The sequence below is a fragment of the Prauserella sp. PE36 genome, assembly GCF_003311655.1.
In the GTDB taxonomy this organism is placed as follows: Bacteria; Actinomycetota; Actinomycetes; order Mycobacteriales; family Pseudonocardiaceae; genus Prauserella_A; species Prauserella_A endophytica.
This window is the reverse complement of sequence record NZ_QEQT01000110.1, coordinates 68,434-86,809: the sequence shown is the minus strand read 5'-3', so window position 1 is coordinate 86,809 and position 18,376 is coordinate 68,434. Positions and strand designations below refer to the sequence as shown.

The 18,376-nt window shown below is 72.1% G+C and carries 16 protein-coding genes; 13 read left to right on the top strand and 3 right to left on the bottom strand.

The window, feature by feature from the left end:
• The first annotated feature begins 312 nt into the window (after window positions 1-312).
• Genes mshB through DI005_RS35680 form a run of 3 tightly spaced genes read left to right on the top strand, consistent with a single transcriptional unit; the run spans window position 313 to window position 2,317 of the window.
• A complete protein-coding gene (gene mshB, locus DI005_RS35690) occupies window positions 313-1,122 on the top strand; it encodes an N-acetyl-1-D-myo-inositol-2-amino-2-deoxy-alpha-D-glucopyranoside deacetylase (protein WP_112271292.1) in 810 nt (269 codons plus the stop codon).
• Window positions 1,119-1,529, top strand: a complete 411-nt coding sequence (locus tag DI005_RS35685) for a hypothetical protein (RefSeq protein WP_112270909.1) — start codon at window positions 1,119-1,121, stop codon at window positions 1,527-1,529. Before mshB ends, DI005_RS35685 begins: the two co-directional genes overlap by 4 nt.
• A 2-nt stretch (window positions 1,530-1,531) precedes the next feature.
• Complete coding sequence (locus DI005_RS35680; RefSeq protein ID WP_113644974.1) at window positions 1,532-2,317, top strand: hypothetical protein; 786 nt, start codon at window positions 1,532-1,534, stop codon at window positions 2,315-2,317.
• On the opposite strand, the gene DI005_RS35675 is transcribed toward DI005_RS35680, so the two are convergent.
• The gene (locus tag DI005_RS35675; RefSeq protein ID WP_112271294.1) at window positions 2,298-3,083 is read right to left on the bottom strand and encodes a site-2 protease family protein; all 786 of its coding nucleotides are present in this window, start codon (window positions 3,081-3,083) and stop codon (window positions 2,298-2,300) included. The two genes, DI005_RS35680 and DI005_RS35675, sit on opposite strands and share 20 nt — an antisense overlap.
• Window positions 3,084-3,324: 241 nt before the next feature.
• Between DI005_RS35675 and DI005_RS35670 the strand changes: the two genes are divergently transcribed.
• Together DI005_RS35670 and DI005_RS35665 are read left to right on the top strand one after the other, a co-directional pair.
• On the top strand, window positions 3,325-3,648 hold the full coding sequence (locus DI005_RS35670) for a WhiB family transcriptional regulator (protein ID WP_110338284.1): 324 nt from the start codon (window positions 3,325-3,327) through the stop codon (window positions 3,646-3,648).
• 148 nt (window positions 3,649-3,796) lie between these two features.
• Window positions 3,797-7,144 (top strand): glycosyltransferase family 2 protein, encoded by a 3,348-nt coding sequence (locus DI005_RS35665; RefSeq protein WP_113644973.1) that lies wholly within the window; start codon window positions 3,797-3,799, stop codon window positions 7,142-7,144.
• On the opposite strand, the gene DI005_RS35660 is transcribed toward DI005_RS35665, so the two are convergent.
• Window positions 7,105-7,572 carry a metallopeptidase family protein gene (locus tag DI005_RS35660; RefSeq protein WP_199543502.1) on the bottom strand — a complete coding sequence of 156 codons (468 nt, stop codon included), beginning with the start codon at window positions 7,570-7,572 and terminating at the stop codon, window positions 7,105-7,107. The two genes, DI005_RS35665 and DI005_RS35660, sit on opposite strands and share 40 nt — an antisense overlap.
• 84 nt (window positions 7,573-7,656) lie before the next feature.
• Between DI005_RS35660 and DI005_RS35655 the strand changes: the two genes are divergently transcribed.
• The 6 genes from DI005_RS35655 (at window position 7,657) to DI005_RS35630 (ending at window position 12,712) form a co-directional block, all read left to right on the top strand.
• Entirely contained in the window at window positions 7,657-8,010 is a 354-nt protein-coding gene (locus tag DI005_RS35655) for a DUF3499 domain-containing protein (RefSeq protein WP_110337578.1), read from the top strand.
• A gap of 83 nt (window positions 8,011-8,093) precedes the next feature.
• Window positions 8,094-9,449, top strand: a complete 1,356-nt coding sequence (locus DI005_RS35650; protein ID WP_112270915.1) for a phosphomannomutase/phosphoglucomutase — start codon at window positions 8,094-8,096, stop codon at window positions 9,447-9,449.
• A 36-nt stretch (window positions 9,450-9,485) separates the two neighbouring features.
• Window positions 9,486-9,722, top strand: a complete 237-nt coding sequence (locus tag DI005_RS35645) for a Trm112 family protein (protein WP_112270917.1) — start codon at window positions 9,486-9,488, stop codon at window positions 9,720-9,722.
• The gene (locus tag DI005_RS35640; RefSeq protein ID WP_112270919.1) at window positions 9,712-10,803 is read left to right on the top strand and encodes a hypothetical protein; all 1,092 of its coding nucleotides are present in this window, start codon (window positions 9,712-9,714) and stop codon (window positions 10,801-10,803) included. The genes DI005_RS35645 and DI005_RS35640 overlap by 11 nt, the downstream gene beginning before the upstream one ends.
• A gap of 58 nt (window positions 10,804-10,861) precedes the next feature.
• Window positions 10,862-12,091, top strand: a complete 1,230-nt coding sequence (manA, locus tag DI005_RS35635) for a mannose-6-phosphate isomerase, class I (RefSeq protein WP_112271297.1) — start codon at window positions 10,862-10,864, stop codon at window positions 12,089-12,091.
• 105 nt (window positions 12,092-12,196) lie between these two features.
• Window positions 12,197-12,712, top strand: a complete 516-nt coding sequence (locus DI005_RS35630) for a hypothetical protein (protein ID WP_112271299.1) — start codon at window positions 12,197-12,199, stop codon at window positions 12,710-12,712.
• Window position 12,713: 1 nt separating this feature from the next.
• Here DI005_RS35630 and DI005_RS35625 read toward each other — a convergent pair whose 3' ends face one another.
• The gene (locus DI005_RS35625) at window positions 12,714-15,752 is read right to left on the bottom strand and encodes an AfsR/SARP family transcriptional regulator (RefSeq protein WP_113644972.1); all 3,039 of its coding nucleotides are present in this window, start codon (window positions 15,750-15,752) and stop codon (window positions 12,714-12,716) included.
• Window positions 15,753-15,848: 96 nt separating this feature from the next.
• Here DI005_RS35625 and DI005_RS35620 point away from each other — a divergent pair, with 96 nt between their 5' ends.
• Window positions 15,849-16,763, top strand: a complete 915-nt coding sequence (locus DI005_RS35620) for a cation diffusion facilitator family transporter (RefSeq protein ID WP_112270921.1) — start codon at window positions 15,849-15,851, stop codon at window positions 16,761-16,763.
• Between the two features lie 67 nt (window positions 16,764-16,830).
• Entirely contained in the window at window positions 16,831-18,342 is a 1,512-nt protein-coding gene (locus DI005_RS35615; RefSeq protein ID WP_112270923.1) for an amino acid permease, read from the top strand.
• The last annotated feature ends 34 nt before the right edge of the window (window positions 18,343-18,376 follow it).

Here is an 18,376-nt window from a genome sequence, read left to right as displayed (position 1 = left end):
GCGACCGTGCCGCTCCGGACAGCGATCGTGATCCAACGGTGATTACCCAACGATTACTCCGAACGAGTGATATGGAGCATACCCCCGGATCGGAGCGTCACTCCGTGTCGGTATCCCACCCGCTGTCTTCCCACCACCTCGACATGGCGCTATGCATGACGCCGGGAGAATAGCCCAGGTATCCCGGCATGTGGACACGACGAAAGGACTGAATGCCAATTGGTGACCTTTTGGCAGCCGATCGGTGAACTGGCTACGCCGTTAGGGGCAGTCCGGTGGTCGCGCGCCCGCCCGTAGGCTGGCGGCGTGAGGTTGCTGCTCGTGCACGCGCACCCGGACGACGAGAGCATCACCACCGGGGGCACCATCGCGCGCTACGCCGCGCAGGGAGCGGACGTCACGGTGGTGACGTGCACGCTCGGTGAGGAAGGCGAGATCATCCCGCCCGGTCTGGACCAGCTCGGTGCGTGGGCGGGCGACCAGCTCGGCGGCTATCGGGCGGGCGAGTTGTCCGCGGCGGGCGCCGAACTCGGCTGGAGCCGCCATCGGTACCTCGGCGGCATCGGCCGCTGGCGTGACTCCGGGATGGCGGGCACACCGTCGGCAGAGCACCCGCGCGCCTTCGTGCGCGGCTCCGTGGCCGAGCAGGCGGCGCAGCTGCTCGACGTGCTCGACGAGCTGCGGCCCGAGGTCGTCGTCACCTACGACTCCTTCGGCGGCTACGGCCATCCCGACCACATCCGCGCGCACGAGATCACCACGATGGCGGCGGAGCGGGCCGAGTCGGTGGTGCGCGTCTTCCACACGGTTTCCTCCGCGAGCGCCACCGCACGCGGGCTCGCGCGGCTGCGTGCCGAGGGCGCGCCCTTCCGCGTGCCCGGCGACGGCGAGCTGCCCACGGTCCCGGACGAGCGGATCACCACGACCGTCGACATCGGCTCCTACCGCGAGCGGAAACTCGCCGCCCTGCGTGCCCACGCGACCCAGGTGAGCGTCGGCGGGGACTGCTTCGCACTGTCCAACGGCATCGCGCAGCCGGTGCCCTCCGCCGAGTACTTCGTGCTCGCGCGCGGGCCGGCGGAGGGCGCGGAGACCGACCTGTTCGGAGGGCTCGGGTCGTGACCGGGTCCCTGCGGCCCGTCGACCGGGTCCTGCTCGTGGTGCTGGCGGTCGACGCGGCCCTGCTCGCCCTGCTGGAGATGTTCTTCCTGCCGTTGCGGCTCGACGGCCTGATCCTGCCGAGGGCGGGTGACGTGCCGCTGCCGCTGAGCGTGCTCGTCGCGCTGGTGACCACGCCGCTGCTGGTGTCGGCCGCCGCGCGGCTGGGAAACCGGAGGCTCGGGATCGTGCCGCTGGCGGTATGGATCCTGACGCTGCTCCTGGTGGGCGTGCAGGGTCCTGGCGGCGACGTGATCCTGACGCTCGACTGGCGGGCGCTGGTGCTGCTCGCCGCGGGGGCGTTGCCCGGTGCGCTGGCGGCCGGTTTCTCACTGGCAAGGCCGGGCCCGAAAGCGAGGAAGGGGAGCTGACGATGGCCGAGCCCATCTCCGACAAGCAGGTCGTCGGCGTGCTGCGCCCATTCGTGCGCGCCACCGGACCGGTGGTCGACGCGCTGCGGGAGGCCGACCCCTTCGGGTTCATCGCGGGCGAGCGTGAGCAGGCGGCGAAGGTGGAGCCGAAGCTGCGCCAGAAGCTGCTCGACGTCGCGAAGTCGATGAAGGTGCCCGGCACGCGCGCGTGGGCCGCGATGAACGTCGAGCAGCGCACGAACTGGTGGATCAACCGGGTCGGCCGGGTCACCTCACTCGTCACCGCGGTGCCGGGGCTCGGCGGCGCGCTCGCGGACCGGCTGCCGGTCCAGGACACCCTCGGCGCGGCGTCCCAGGGTCTGCTGCTGTGCGCGATCGCGGGCGAGCACGGGATCACCGGCACGGGCGACCGCGTCCGGCTGCTCGCGTGGGTGCTGTTCGAGCGCGAGGTGAGCCCGGAGCTCGCCGAGGGCACGGCCGCCGACCGCGCGGCGGAGGACGCCGAGACCGAGAAGCTCACGGAGGAGCTCGACGAGTCGTCCCGAAAGCACGGCAAGGTGACCTTCAAGGCCGTCGCCCGCACGCTCTGGCGGCTCGGCCGCTCCCTGCTCGCCGTGACCGACGAGCTGGAGAAGCGGCCCAGCGGCCGCTTCTACCACCAGGCGATCGGCATGCTGCCCGTCCTCGGCATGGTCGGCGACTATCTCGGCGAGCGCTCCGGGCTGAAGCGCGTCGCCAAGCGTGCCGGTAAGTGGTTCGCCAGCGAGGTCAGTAACGCCAGAACATGAAACCCATCTGACCGAAGTCCGACAGGACCTCGTCGCCGCCGACCGCGCCGAAGATGAAGTCGGTGAGGTCCCAGAGCGCCTCGGCGAAGGGGGGCACGGCGATGATCAACGCGAAGAGCACGAGCGGCGCCCACGGCCGCGCCTTCGCGCCGAACTCACGCGCCTGCGGCGAGAGGTACGGCTCGATCGCGCCGAAGCCGTCGAGGCCGGGCACGGGCAGGATGTTGATCACGAACGCGAGGATCTGCAGCGAGGCGAGGTACGACAGGCCCATGGCGAGGCCGACCGGCATCTCGACGAACACGACCACGATGGTGAGCACCACGCCGATCGCGAGGTTGCTCAGCGGACCGGCGAGCGACACCCACGACGCCACCGACCGGTTACGCAGCGCCCAGCGGTTGATCCACACCGCGCCACCGGGCAGCGGGATGCCACCGATCGCGAGGATGATCAACGGCAGCACGAGCGACATGACCGGGTCCGTGTAGCGCCGGATGTCCATCGACAGGTAGCCCTTGTGCGCCACCTCGTGGTCGCCGCCCCTGTACGCGACGATCGCGTGCCCGAACTCGTGCAGCGTGAGTGACAGCGCCCAGCCGCCGAGCACCAGCACGACGATGCCGAGCGTGCCCAGCGCGTCGCGTTCGAGCATGCCGGTGGTCGCCGTCCACGGCGCGACGAAGGCGGTGAGCACGCCACCCGCGATGGTGACCAGCAGGATGGCGTAGAAGAGCAGGCTGGGGCGAACCAGTGATCGTTGCACGGCCACAGTCTGTCCTATCCGTCGTGGGGTGCGTGTCCGGTGTTGTCGGATCCTCGTGAGCTTCTCTCGGCGTGTCCGCTTGCGCGCGGCGCCCAAAGTATCCCCCAACCTTGCTACTCGGCTTGACCTGGCCGCACTACACAGGTGTAATCACATTGATGTCATTCGCCGCCGTAAGGGGGGTGGTGATTGGCAGTTACACCGCCACAGCCTGGGAGTGCGTGAGAGCGAGGAGGCGGACGTGCGGTTGGACACTAGTGGAAGGGAATGGGGGCACGTCATGGATTGGGGTGGGCACCCGGAGGAGGATCTGGGCGCGCTCACTGATCTGCTCGACGTGACGGAGGAGCAGGACTGGCAGGAGCGCGCGCTGTGCGCGCAGACCGACCCGGAGGCGTTCTTCCCGGAGAAGGGTGGATCGACGCGGGAGGCCAAGCGGATCTGCCAGGGCTGCGAGGTGAAGGACGACTGCCTCGAGTACGCCCTCGCTCATGACGAGCGATTCGGCATCTGGGGCGGGCTGTCCGAACGAGAACGGCGCAAGCTCAAGAAACGCGCTGTGTGACACCGGTTTCGCATCCGGGCCGGGCCGCGATGGCGATCGCGGGCCGGGCCTGGGCAGCCTGGTCCGGGGCACGTCGGCGCTTCGCTGTGTCTCTCGTAGGGTGAGCGCACCCGCCCACCCGCGATTCGCCTGACACACGGAGAGGTCCTTGCCCCGCACACCCACGCCGCCCCCGGTCAGAACGGCACCGGTTCTCGCGATTCTGGTGTGCCACAACGGAGAAGACTGGCTGCCGCTGACGCTGTCGGCGCTGCGGCGCAGCACGATCAGGCCGAGGCACGTCCTCGCCGTGGACACCGGTTCCACGGACGGCACCGCCGCGTTGCTGGAAGCCGCGGCGGCGCAGAACCCGGAGAGCGCGGACGGCGCGGCGGGGCCGCCGGTTCTCGACGGCGTCATCACGCTGCCGGACACCACCGGGTTCGCCTCCGCGGTCGCGGAAGCCGTCACTCGGGCGAGTGAACGATGGGGCGATCCCGGGCAGTGGATCTGGCTCCTGCACGACGACAGCGCCCCGGAACCCGACTGTCTGGACCTCCTGCTGCGGGCCGCGGAGACCGCGCCCTCGGCGGGTGTGCTCGGCCCGCTCGCCGTGGACTGGGCCGATCCGAGGCTGATCGTGGAGGCCGGGCTCTCCACCGACGCGTCCGGACACCGGCAGCCCGCCGTTCCCCGAGGGCTCGGCGACGAGGAGTCGCCGGAGCAGAGCACGGAGGTGCTCGCAGTCCCGAGCGCGGGCTCGCTCATCCGGCGCACGACGTGGGAGGAACTCGACGGCTTCGACCGCGAGATCGCGTTGTTGCGCGAGGACATCGACTTCGGCTGGCGCGTCAACGCGGCGGGCGGGCTCGTGCTGTGCGTGCCGGTGGCGCGGCTGAGGCACGTGCGCGCGGCCGGCGCCGGCAGGCGGCAGCCGAGTGCGCTGCCCGGCTCGTTCGCCGGGATCGAGGAGGCCGACCGCGTCTACGGGCTGCGGACGTTCCTCGTCAACTGCTCCACTGTCTCCTGTGTACTCGGGCTGCCGCGCCTCGTGCTGTTGTGCGTGCTGCGCGGGCTCGGTTTCGCCTTGCTGCGCAACGGAATCCGCGCCAGGGCCGAGTTCGCCGCGGCGGGCTATCTGCTCGGCGGCACGAGCCGGTTGCGGGCGGCGAGGGCGGCCCGGCGGCACGGTACGGTGCGCGGGATGCTCACGAGCCGGTTCGCGCGGCTGCGGGGCGCTCTGCGCGGTGGCGTCGTGCATCTCGTGCGAAGGCGCGTCGAGAGCGAGGCGGCGCTCGGCAGACTTCCGGAGACGGCCGCGGACGACACCACGGCGTGGATCCCGCCCGAGGTCCGCTACTCGCGACCCGTCCCGGTGGGTCCGGACGCGTTGCCGGCCGGGGCGACCCGTGCACTGCGGTCGCGGGCGACCGGGCTGCGCAGGCCTGCCGACGTGGTGGCCGTGCCGTTGCCGGAACCGGAACCCGCGGAGCCGGAGCAGGAGACCGCCCAGCCGTCGCCCGGCGGCGAGGCGGCAGAGCGCGAGCTGGTGTTCGTGGAGGTGGACCGGCGCCGGATCCTCGCCGCGACGCTGTTCGCGCCACCGGTGGTGCTGCTGGTGGTGCTCACCGCGCTGGCCCTGGTGTTGAACGGCGGCAGGCTCGGGCTCGACCTCGCCGGTGGGAGCCTGCTGCCGGTCGGCGACCTCGCGCAGACGTGGTCGACCTACCTCGACTCCTGGCACGCCGTCGCGGGCGGCACGGCCAGCGCCGCTCCCGTGGCGCTGCCGGTGCTCGGCTTGCTGGGCGCTCCGCTCGCGCCGCTCGGCGGACCCGCCGCGCTCGTGTCGCTGTTGCTGATCGCCGACATCCCGCTCGCGGCGCTCGTCGCCTACGCGGCGACCCGGCGGTTGCGCGTGGACCGCTGGGTGCGGGCCGGTGCCGCCGCGGCGTACGCGCTGCTGCCCGCCGCCACCGCGTCGGTCGCGCAGGGCCGGATCGACGTCGTGGTGGTGCACATCCTGTTGCCCGCGTTGATCGCTGGCGTCGTCGCCGTGCTCACGCGCGCCGATGCGAGGTGGCTCAGCACGAGCGTGCTGTGCGCGCTGACGCTGGCCGTGGTGGGCGCGTTCTCCCCGCTCGCGCACGGGCTCGCGCTCGTGGCGCTCGTGCTCGGCTTCGTGGTGCTGCCCCCGCCGGGGAAACGGCCTGCCCGCGGTGTGCCCGCGGTGGCGATCGTCGTGCTGCTGCCGCTCGTGCTCCTGCTGCCGTGGCTGCCGACGCTGCTGACGAACCCGTCGCTGCTGCTGCACGGCCTCGGCGCCCCGGCTCCGTTCGCGGCGGGAGCCGACCTCGCCGGACTCGACCCCGGTGGGCCCGGCGGCTTCCCGTTCGGGCTCGTCGTCGTGGTCGCCGCGCTCGCCGCCGCCGTCGTGAGGCCGACGGCGCGGGTGGTGCCCGGGCTTGCGGTGCTCGTGCTCGGCGTGGTCGGCACCGGGGTGACGCAGCTGGTGGAGTTCGCACCGCCGAGGGGCGGCGAACCCGCCCCGGCGTTCGCGGGCGTGCCGCTGCTCGTCGCGGGAGCGGGCCTGCTGCTCGTGGTGCTCGGCACGTGTGCCGGCGGGCTCGGCACGGCGCCGAGGGCGCTCGCGCGGGTCGGCGCGCTCGGTGGCGTCGCGGTGCTGCTGACGCTCGCGGCCGGCGGAGTCGCGACCGGGCGCGAGGGCTCCGTGCGCGCCGGTGGTGGCTGGACGCTCGCCTCGTCACTGACCCAGGAGCTCGCCGACACCGGCCGCGGTGTGCTCGTGCTCGCAGGCCCCGGCGAGCCGGTGAGGCAGTCGGGCGGGCGGCTGCCCGCCTACGGCGACGACGCCCTCGTGCCCGTGCCCGGCACGCCCGAACGGCTCGACGCCTGGCAGCGCGACCTGCTCGGCGGCTCGCGCGAGGCTGTCACCTCGGCCGCGGCGGCGGGGGTGCTGTTCGTCGTGCTCCCACCCGGCGAGGAGGGCGCCCGGCTGCGGCAGGCGGCCTCGGACCTCGTCCGCGACGCGCCGACGACCAGCGACGGCCGCGTGGTGCTCCGGCTGACACCCGTGTCCGGACAGGTCACGCTCGTCTCCCCGGAGCAGGCGCGGCGTGCCGTCAGCGGTGAGCCGCCGAGCGGGGAGCTGATGACCGGCTCATCGGTGGCCGAGGTGGAGGCGCGGCTGCCGGACGTGCGAGTGCGGGTCTCCGACGGCCCCGACGGGCGCCTGCTGGTGCTGGCCGCCGAGCAGGAGGCGGGCTGGCGCGCGACCGTCAACGGCGAGCCGGTTCCGATCGTGCCCGCGTGGGGTCACCAGGTGGCGGTCTCGGTGCCACCGAGGCAGTCGGAGGTCACCGTCGAGTACTCGCCCGCGCTGCACAACGTGCTGCTGCTGGTGCAGGTGGCGGCACTGCTGTTCACGGTGCTCACCGCGATCCCCGGTCGTCGGGGGCCTCACTCGCCGTCGATGATGTCCGGCTCCACGCCGAGGTAGCTCGCGACCTGCTCGACGAGGACGTCGTGCACGAGGTCGGCCAGCTCGCTCGGGTCCTTGGCGCGGGCCTCGAGCGGGCGCCGGTAGAGCACGATCCTCGCCCTCGTCGGGAGCCCCGCCCTGTCGACGCCCGCCGGTACCAGCCTGGACAGCGGCACGGCGCCGTCGTGGAGCACACCCTCGGCCTGGGCGGGGGGCAGGTCCTCACGCACCTCGGGTACGTCGTCCACGGCGACGTCGAGCCTGGTCAGCTCCGTGCGCCAGCGGGCCTCGATGGGCTCCAGCGCGTCCAGCACGAGCGCGTCGAACTTCTCGGCGCGGCTCGCCGCGGCAGGCAGCGACGCGGGGTACAGCGGACCGCGCAGGCCGCGACCGTGCCGGTCGCGGCGCAGGCGCTGCCGATGCCGGGAACTGCGTGCCGTTGCCACGTTGGGAAGCCTAACGCGGCCGGGTGCGGGCAAGCCGGTGTGTCATCGGCGCGCCCGTGCGCCGAGGGGCTATCGTGATCAACCGTGCCGAGCGTACGGAAGTGTTCGCGGACGGGCTGCCTCGAGCCCGCAGTCGCCACGCTGACCTACGCCTACAGCGACTCCACCGCTGTGGTGGGACCTCTCGCGACGGCGTCGGAACCCCATTCGTACGACCTCTGCGAGGCCCACGCCCTGCGGCTCACCGCGCCGCGCGGCTGGGAGGTCGTCCGGCACGAGGGCGAGTTCGCCGCGCCGGAGCCCTCCAGCGACGAGCTGACCGCGCTGGCCGAGGCCGTGCGCGAGGCGGGCCGCTCCGATCCGCCGCCCGCTCCCGAACAGCCGGAAGCGACCTCGGGCAGGCGGGGTCACCTCCGCGTGCTGCCCGGCCGCGCCTGACTCTCCCCTCGACTGGGTAGGCTTCTCCCGAGTACCGAGGCTTGCGGAAAGCCGACCAATCGGACGACCACCGGGGAGAGGGCGTGTCAGACCTGTCGGGCATCGTGAAGGCCTACGACATCAGGGGCGTGGTCGGCGACCAGCTGAACGCCGACCTGGTCAGGGACTTCGGCGCCGCGTTCGCCCTGCTGATCAAGCCGGACTCACCGTCGGTGGTCATCGGCCACGACATGCGTGAGTCGTCGCCGGCCCTCGCCGCGGCCTTCGCCGACGGCGTGACGTCGCAGGGGCTCGACGTGGTCTCCATCGGCCTCGCCAGCACCGACCAGCTGTACTTCGCCTCCGGCAGGCTCAACATGCCCGGCGCGATGTTCACCGCGAGCCACAACCCCGCGCAGTACAACGGCATCAAGCTGTGCCGCGCCGGTGCCGCCCCGGTCGGTCAGGACTCCGGGCTCGCCGAGATCCGCGACACCGTCGAGCAGGGCGTGCCGGAGTTCGCCGGGCAGGCCGGCTCCGTGGTGGAGCGCGACGTCCTCGCCGACTACGCCGCCCACCTGCGCACGCTCGTCGACCTCACCGGCAGCAGGCCGCTCAAGATCGTCGTCGACGCGGGCAACGGGATGGGCGGCCACACGGTGCCGACCGTCTTCGAGGGGCTGCCCTTCGAGCTCGTGCCGATGTACTTCGAGCTCGACGGCAGCTTCCCCAACCACGAGGCCAACCCGCTCGACCCGAAGAACCTCGTCGACCTGCAGGCGAAGGTGCGCGAGACCGGCGCCGACGTGGGCCTCGCCTTCGACGGCGACGCCGACCGCTGCTTCGTGGTCGACGAGAACGGTGACCCGGTGTCGCCGAGCGCGGTCACCGCTCTGGTCGCCGTCCGCGAGCTGGCCAAGGAGCCGGGCGGCACGGTGATCCACAACCTGATCACGTCGAAGGCCGTGCCCGAGATCGTGACCGAGCACGGCGGCAACGCGGTGCGCACCCGCGTCGGGCACTCGTTCATCAAGACCAAGATGGCCGAGACGGGGGCGATCTTCGGCGGCGAGCACTCCGCGCACTACTACTTCCGGGACTTCTGGCGTGCCGACACCGGCATGCTCGCGGCACTGCACGTGCTGGCAGCGCTCGGGGAGCAGGACGCCCCTCTCTCCGAGCTGACCAGGGAGTACAGCCGCTACGCGGCGTCGGGGGAGATCAACTCGACGGTCGACGACCAGGTGGCGAGGCAGCTCGCGGTGAAGGATGCATTCGCGGGGCGCAACGGTGTCACGATCGACGAGCTGGACGGTCTCACCGTCGACCTCGGCGAGAAGGGCTGGTTCAACCTCCGGCCGTCCAACACCGAGCCCCTGCTCCGGCTCAACGTCGAGGCGCCCGATGAGGCCGCGGTCAAGGCGCTGACCGACGAAGTGCTGGCGATCGTCCGCCACTGAACCGACCGGGCCGACCGATCGTGATAAAGAGGAAAGATGGCTGTCACCCTTGATCCGCAGCTGCTGGAGATCCTCGCGTGCCCCTCGCCGGACCACGCGCCGCTGACGCCCGGCACGCGGGACGACCCGGCAGCCGACGCGCTGACCTGCACTTCCTGTGGACGGACGTATCCCGTTCGCGACGGCATCCCCGTCCTGCTGCTCGACGAAGCGACCCCTCCGACGGACGGTGAGCGAGACTCCCGTGACGAACCCAGTTCCGATGGTGCTTGACGACTCCCTCCTCGACGATCCCGCCCGGCTGACCGAGGCCGACGGCGCGGGCCTGTTGCGCTCCGCTGCGATGGCGGGCGCCCAGGTGCGCGCCACCATCGAGGCCGCCGCGGAGCTCGAGTTGTCCGACCGCCTGGACATCGGCCGCCCCCGGTCGGTGGTGCTCGTCGTGCGTCCGGGCGTGAGCCGCAGCGCGACACTGCTGCTCAACGCGCTGCTAGCGCCCGCGTGCCCGGTGCCGGTCGTCATCGCGGACAACGTGCCCGGCTGGATCGGCGCGCTCGACGTCGTGCTCGCCCACACCGACGATCCCTATGACAGCGACCTCGCCGCGTCGCTGGAGCGGGCGGCGCGCTACGGCGCGACCGTGGTGCTCTCGGCCCCGCCCGACGGGCCCGTGGCCTCGGCGATCGCGGGCCGCGGTCTGCTGATCGCGCCGAGGGTCCTGGTGCCGCCGGAGCTGTCCTTCGCGAGGGCGTTCACGGCGGGTCTGCTCACGGCCAACACACTCGGCCTGCTCGTCGCCGACGTCGAAGGGCTCGCCGACCGGCTCGACAGTGAGGCGGAGCGCGGCCATCCCAGCCACGAGTCGTTCGTCAACCCGGCCAAGGCGCTCGCGCTGCGCATAGCCGAGCACACGCCCCTGCTGTGGGGGCTCGACCAGGTGGGTGTCGCCGTCGCCCACCACGCGGCGTACGCGCTGGGTGCGCACGCGGGCGTCGTCAGTGACGCCGCGGACTTCCGGCAGGCGCTCGCGAGGCCCGCGTTGCACCGCGCGGCCGCGAGAAGTCTCGGAGAGCGCAACATCTTCGCCGATCCAGACGACTCATCTGCCGAAGGCCTTCCACCGAGGGTCTTCCTGCTCGCAGTCCGCACCGGCCCGGCGGCGGACGGCGCGCGGTACCGAGCGAACGAGATGCTGCCCTCAGCCGACCTGCTGGCGCCCGCCGACGAGATCACCGCCGACGACGCGGGTTGCGCGGCTGTACTTGCATTGCGGTTCGAGCTCGCGGCCGTCTACCTCGGCCTCGCGGCTGGAACCATCGGGGGAGCTGGCCGGTACACGCCGGCGACGGCGTAGGCCAGCGATCGAGGAAAGGCCGGTTACCGAGAACGGCCGGCGAGGAGTGGAGTTGACCGTGGAACTGCTGCGCAACGCCGTACGGCCATATGCGTGGGGGTCCCGAACCACGATCCCGGAGCTGCTGGGGCGTCCGGTCCCCGCTCCGCACCCGGAGGCCGAGCTGTGGATGGGCGCCCATCCCGGCGACCCCTCGCACGTGATCGGCCCCGACGGCACCGAGCGGAGCCTCCTCGAACTGGTGGAGACCGACCCGTTGGGCCAGCTCGGCGCGCGCTGCGCCGACCGCTGGGGCGGCAGGCTGCCGTTCCTGCTCAAGATCCTCGCCGCCGAGGAGCCGCTGTCGATGCAGGCGCACCCGTCGGCCGAGCAGGCCGCGGAGGGCTACGCGCGGGAAGAGGCCGCCGGCATCGCGCGCGACGCGGCCAACCGGAACTATCCGGACCCCACCGCGAAGCCGGAGTTGGTGTGCGCGCTAACCGAGTTCCACGCGCTCGCCGGGTTCCGCGACCCGCACCGGACCCTCGAGCTGCTGCGAGCCATCGACACGCCAGGGCTGACGAAGTACACCGAGCTGCTCGCCGCGCAGCCGGACCCCGACGGGCTGCGGGCGCTGTTCACCACGTGGATCACGCTGCCGCAGGGCGCGCTGGACGAGCTGCTGCCCGAGGTGCTCGACGCGTGCGTGCACCACGTCAAGGAGCACGGAGAGTTCGACACCGAGTGCCGCACGGTGCTCGGGCTCGGCGAGGCGCATCCGCGCGACGCCGGGGTGCTCGCGGCGCTGCTGCTCAACCGGCTCACCCTGCGGGCGGGCGAGGCGATCTACCTGCCCGCCGGGAACCTGCACCTGTACCTGCACGGCACGGCGGTGGAGATCCTCGCCAACTCGGACAACATCCTGCGGTGCGGGCTCACCCCGAAGCACGTGGACGTGCCCGAGCTGCTGCGCGTGGTCGACTTCGCGTGCGGTGACATGCCGGTGCTCTCGGGCGAGGCCACGGGCCGGACCGCCGTCTACCGCACGGAGACGCCGGAGTTCGAGCTGTCCAGGGTCGAATGGACGGTTGAGGACCGAGGCGAGCTGGACGTCCACGGCACCGGCCCCGAGATACTGCTGTGCACGGCGGGGGAGCTCCTGCTGTGCTCCGACGACGGCACGAAGCTCGAACTGCGGAGGGGCGAGTCGGTGTGGCTGCCCGCCTCCGACCCCGGCGTGAAGGTGCGGCCGGTCGGTCACGAGCCGGCTCACCTGTTCAGGGCAACGGCGGGGACCTGTCTCGACTGAGCTCCACACACTGTGTTCGCTCCGTGTGGTGCTGTTCTCCATAGTCCTCTGTACGGGTGACGAACTTCGTCATCCACAGGGGATCGATTCAAGGAGAACAACGCAGTGACATCGCAAACCGCGGCCGGTTCGGTGCAGGCGGCCCCGGCCGTCAGCCGTCCCGGCACGCTGCTCGCCGCGATCGTCGTGGCGGTCGCAGGGGGACTCGCCACTGTCGTCAACGGCATTCTCATGGCTACCGGCGGCGACGACCTGGCCATCGACATCCTCGCGTCGGCCCTCGGCGAACCGGCCGAGTCCATCCGCGCGGCCGGTGCCGACTTCGTCGTCGCCGAGGTGGCCGACACGCTGTCCGGCCGCGGCACAATGGCGCTCGCGTTCGGCGGCGGGCTGCTCGTCTTCGGTCTGCTGCTGGCGCGCGCGGCCCTGTGGGCGCGCATCCTGGTGACGATCTTCGCGCTGCTCACGGTGCTGATCGCGGGTCGCGTGGTCACCGACGACGGCACGGGCACACTGATCGCGCTCGGCGTCGCGGGGTTGCTCTGCGCCCTCGTCACCATCGTGCTCGCGTGGTTGCCCGCCAACGGCCGCTACGCCAAGGCGTTGAAGAACGCCCGCTGACTCACGGGCGCTGACCGGGGGTGATGCCGGGCGCGTGAGGGCTCCCCGTGAGCGCGCGTCCGGCATCCCGGGTCAGCTCCAGCAACAGACCGGCCAGGGTGGCCGCGCTCGCGTCCCTCGGGTCGCCGAGCCGGTCGGCCTCGGCCAGCGCTTCCTCCGCGCGGGCACTCTCACCGACGGCCTCGTACGCCGCCGCCAGCACCCGCAGCGAGATGACCGTCGACGCCACGCTGCCCATCGAACGGAACTCGGCGAGCCCGCTGCGCAGCAGCGGAATGGCCTGGTGAGCCTTGCCCTCACCGACCAGGCTCGCCGCGATGGCCCTCGCGCAGGACAGCTCCCTCGGTCGCTCGTTGAGCGACCTCGCGAGATCGTGTGCCTCGGTGTAGGCGGCCACCGCGGCCTCGCGGCGTCCCAGCCCCGCGTTGATCGCGCCGAGCGTGCGCAGGCAACGGGCCAGCGCCGAGCGCGTCGGCAGCTGCCGCAGCAGCGCGACGGACTCCTCGGCGGGCTCCCGCGCCGCCTCCAGCTCACCGGCCAGCGCGAGCGACCAGGCCAGGTCGCTCAGGGCCAGCGCGATCGCGGCGGGATCGCCGGACAGCCGTGCCGCGGCCAGCGTCCGCCGGGTCACGCGCACCGAGTCGCCCAGCCTGCCGAGCCGGTTGAACGCCTCGGTCCTGATCCGCTCGACGTGCTGCAGCGCGGCCTGGTCCGGCTCTCCGTCCAGCAACGCCAGTGCCTCGTCGGCCACCTCGAGCGACTCGCCGGGCCTGCCGAGCCCGATCAGGCACCGGGCGAGGTTCGCGGTGACCCACGCGGCCGACCGCCGTTCCCCGAGCTCGGTCAGCTCTCGCGTGCACGCCCGGTAACGCCGTTCGGCCTCCTCGTGTTCTCCCCTCGCGTGCACGATCACCGCGAGGTTCGCCTCGGCCCACGCCGCGACCCGCGACAGCCCGGCCCGCTGCGCGAGCTGCCGCAGGCTCTCGTGGCAGGCCCGCAGGTCGGCGTACTGGCCGTGCAACCACAGGTAGCCGGTCAGCCGCTCCAGCAGCAGCACGGCCTCGCGGTGCCAGCCGATGCGGAAGATCGAGCCGACCACCGTGACCAGGTTGGCCTGCTCGGTCGCGAACCACGCGTGCGGGTCGTCGACGAGCCGGGCGACGGTGTCGCGGGCGAGCGACTGGTCCGGCGGGTCGGCGGGCCACCTCGGCAGCGGCACGGTCCACGGCAGCTGCTGCCCGGCGGCCTCGGCGAGCCCGACGGCGGCGTGCACCAGCGTCCGGATGCCCGGCGAGGGGCCCTCCTGTTCGCGGGCGAAGACCCGGACCAGATCGTGGAGCCGGTAGCGCGGCTCGCCGGTCGGGTCGGTGCCGATCGGGGCCAGCAGGCTCGCCTCGATCAGCTCCTCGACGGCTCCGTCCGCGCCGGGGTCGTCGATCAGCACCGCGATGGCCCACGCCGGTGCGCTGATGTCCCCGCACAGCGCGAGCGCCCGCACGCCCGCGCGGGCGAGCGGGCTCAGCGCGTGGAAGCTCAGCGCGATGCTCGTGCGGACCTGCCGGTCACTGACCGCGAGCTCGTCGAGCCGGTTGCGTTCGTCGTCGAGCCGGTCGGCGAGCGTCGCGAGCCGCAGGTCCGGGCGGATCGCCAGCCGCGTGCCCGCGATGCGCAGCGCCAGCGGCAGGTTGCCGCACGCGGCGGAGATGCGGGCGGCGGCTCCGCGCTCGCCGTCCACCCGCGCCGTGCCGACGATGCGGGCCAGCAGCGCCACCGCGTCGGCATCGCTCAGCGGGCCGAGCGGCACCCGGTGGGCGCCGTCGAGCGCGCTGAGCCTGCGGCGGCCGGTGACCAGCACCGCGCAGCCCGGCGTGCCGGGCAGCAGCGGCAACACCTGTTCCACGGAGGCGGCGTCGTCGAGCACCACGAGGACCCTGCGGTCGGTGAGCCTGCCCCGGTAGGCCGCGGCCCGCGCGTGCGGGTCGTCGGAGATCGCCGGGCCGGTCACGCCGAGTGCACGCAGTAGATCGGCGAGCACGTCGGCCGGGTCGCGTGGCTTTGACGAACCGCTGAGCTGCACGAACAGCTGTCCGTCTGGAAACTCCGACCGCACCCGGTGGGCGACGCGCACGGCGAGCGTGCTCTTGCCCGCCCCGGGCTCACCGCTGAGCACGGTGACCGGAACGGCGCCGGAAGCGCCGGTGATCGACGCGGCGACCACGTTCACCTCGTCCTCGCGGCCGGCGAAGTCGGCGAGATCGGGCGGCAGCTGGCAGATCGGCCAGACCGCCGTGGCCTGCGCCGGATGCGTCTCCTCGCCGCGCAGCACGGCCGCGTGGGCGCGGCGCAGCTCGGCACCGGGGTCGACGCCCAGCTCGTCGCGCAGCGCGGCGCGAGTCCGGCCATAGAGGGCCAGCGCGTCGGCCTGCCGCCCCGCCCGCTGCAGCGCGCGCATCAGCAGTGCCGCCGCCCGCTCGCGCAAAGGGTTGGCGAGCAGAAAGCTCTCCAGCTCGGCGACGAGCTCGCCGGGCACGTCCGCCGCCAGCTCGGCCTCGGCGCGGTCCTCGAAGACGGTGAGCCGCTCGGCGTCCAGCCTCGCCGCGATCGGCGCGAGCAACGGCACGTGGACGTCGGCGAGCGCGGGCCCCCGCCACTGGGCGAGCGCGGTGCGCAGGTGGGCCGCGGCGGCCACGGGGTCGCCCGCCCGCGTGGCGCGGCGGCCCTCGGCCACCTCGGTCTCGAAGCGCACCAGGTCGCTCTCGGCCGGTCCGGCCGCGAGCCGGTAGCCGCCCGCGCCGTGCTCGATGGGCACCGCGAGCCGCTCGCGCAGCCGCGAGACGTAGGTGTGCAGGTTCGAGGCGTACGACTTGGGCGGTGGCACGTCCGGCCACAGGGCCTCGACCAGCTGGTCGACGGGAACGGCGGAACCGGGGTGGGTCAGCAGCATCGCGAGCAGCGACCGCTGCCGCTCGCCCCGCAGCCGCACGGGCCGCCCCTCGGGATCGGTGACGAGCAGTGGCCCGAGCACACCGAAACTCGTCATCACGTCCTTCCCCAGGCCGGAGGGACATCTTACGCAGCGATGGGAGGAGCCCTCTAAGCTGCACGCCGTCACGCAACCAGTCCCAAGGGGGTAAGGGTGGCAGCAAGCGGTGGCACCAAGGCGATCCTGGCCGCGCTCGGCGCCAATGCCGGAATCGCCGTTGCCAAGTTCGTCGGCTTCCTCATCACGGGTTCGTCGTCGATGCTCGCCGAGTCGGTGCACTCCGTGGCCGACACCTCGAACCAGGGCCTGCTCCTGCTCGGACAGAAGACCTCGAAGCGCAAGGCCACGAGGGAGCACCCGTTCGGCTACGGCCGTGACCGCTACTTCTACTCGTTCATCGTGGCGCTGATGCTGTTCACGCTCGGCTCGGCGTTCGCGCTGTACGAGGGCATCCACAAGGTGCAGCACCCCGAGGAGCTGACCTCGCCGATGGTGGCCGTGGTGATCCTCGTCGTGGCGATCTGCCTGGAGATCTACAGCTTCCACACCGCGATCGTCGAGTCGAAGAAGATCAAGGGCGACAAGACGTGGTGGGGCTTCATCCGGCAGTCCAAGACCCCCGAGCTGCCCGTGGTGCTCCTCGAGGACGCCGGGGCGCTGTTCGGCCTCGTCTTCGCCCTCATCGGCGTCGGGCTCTCCGTGGTCACCGGCAACCCGGTGTGGGACGGCGTCGGCACGATCATGATCGGTGTGCTGCTCGGCGTCATCGCGGTGACGCTGATCATCGAGATGAAGAGCCTGCTGATCGGGGAGGGCTCCGGCGAGCGGGAGCTGGAGACCATCGTCAGCGAGCTGACCTCCGGCGATGTCGAGCGCGTGATCCACATCCGCACGCAGTACATCGGTCCCGACGAGCTGCTGGTGGCCGCGAAGCTCGCGCTCCGCAGCGGCCTGCCGATGGCCGAGGTCGCCAGGGCCATCGACGAGGCCGAGCGGCGCGTCCGCGAGAAGGTGCCCGTCGCGCGGCTCATCTACCTCGAGCCCGACCTGGACCGGACCTTGGCCTGACACCGTCCGGGCCACGGGTTAGGGTTCCGAACCGGTCCTGCAACCCAGGCGTTTCAAGGAGGAGACCGTGCCGGGAACCGGTATGTGGCGAACGAAATCCGTCGAGCAGTCGATCGCGGACACCGACGAACCGGACACCCGGCTACGCAGAAATTTGAGCGCGTGGGATCTGACGGTCTTCGGTGTCGCCGTGATGATCGGCGCGGGGATCTTCACGCTCACCGCGCGCACCGCCGGCGACCTGTCGGGTCCCTCGGTGTCGGTGGCCTTCGTGCTCGCCGGCATCGCGTGTGCGCTCGCGGCGCTCTGCTACGCGGAGTTCGCCTCCACCGTGCCCGTCGCGGGCAGCGCCTACACGTTCTCCTACGCGACCTTCGGCGAGTTCCTCGCGTGGATCATCGGCTGGGACCTCATCCTCGAGTTCTCGGTGGCCGCCGCCGCCGTGGCGAAGGGCTGGTCGGTCTACCTCCAGGAGGTCCTCGTCGCGGCCTTCGGTGAAGGGGTCTCGACGACCGTGGACCTTGGCGGCATCAGCTTCGACTGGGGCTCGCTGATCCTGGTCGCCGTGCTGGCCGCGCTGCTGACGGCGGGCACCAAGCTGTCCTCGCGCTTCAGCCTGGTGATCACGGCGCTCAAGGTCGTGATCATCCTGTTCGTGATCATCCTGGGCATCGCCTACATCAGCCCCGACAACTACACCCCGTTCGTGCCGCCCGCGGCCGAGGGCGGTGAGTCGGGCGCCGGTGTCGAGCAGTCGCTGTTCTCCGTGCTCGTCGGCGGCTCGAGCAGTGTCTACGGTGCGTTCGGGCTGCTGGCAGGCGCCTCGCTGGTGTTCTTCGCGTTCATCGGCTTCGACATCGTCGCCACCACCGCCGAGGAGACCCGCAACCCGCAGCGCAACGTGCCGCGCGGCATCCTGGGCTCGCTGGCGATCGTCACCGTGCTCTACGTCGCGACGTCGCTCGTGGTCGCCGGGATGGTGCCCTACACCGAGCTGGCCACCGACGCCGAGCCGGAGGGCCGCAAGACGCTGGCGACGGCGTTCTCGCTCAACGGCGTCGACTGGGCCGCGCACATCATCTCCATCGGTGCGCTCGCCGGTCTCACCACAGTGGTCATGGTGTTGCTGCTCGGCCAGCAGCGCGTGCTGTTTGCCATGTCGCGCGACGGTCTCCTCCCGCGCAAGCTCGCGAAGACGGGATCCCGCGGCACCCCGGTGCGCGTCAACATTCTCGTCGGCGTCGTCGTCGCGATCGCCGCGACCTTCTTCGACGCGAGCAAGCTCGAAGAGATGGTCAACGTCGGCACGCTGTTCGCGTTCGTGCTGGTGTCGGCCGGTGTGCTGGTGTTGCGCAAGAAGCGGCCGGACCTTCCGCGCGGCTTCCGAGTCCCGTGGGTGCCGGTGATCCCGGTCGTGGCGATCATCGCCTGCGTGTGGCTGATGCTGAACCTGACCGTGCTGACGTGGCTGCGCTTCCTCGCGTGGATGGCGCTCGGCGTGCTCGTGTACTTCGCGTACGGCAAGCGCCACTCGCTCCTCGGGAAGGGTGAACAGCAGAAGGTGTCCGCCGAGGAATGACGCGGCGTGATCACCGGAAGGAAACGAAACGATC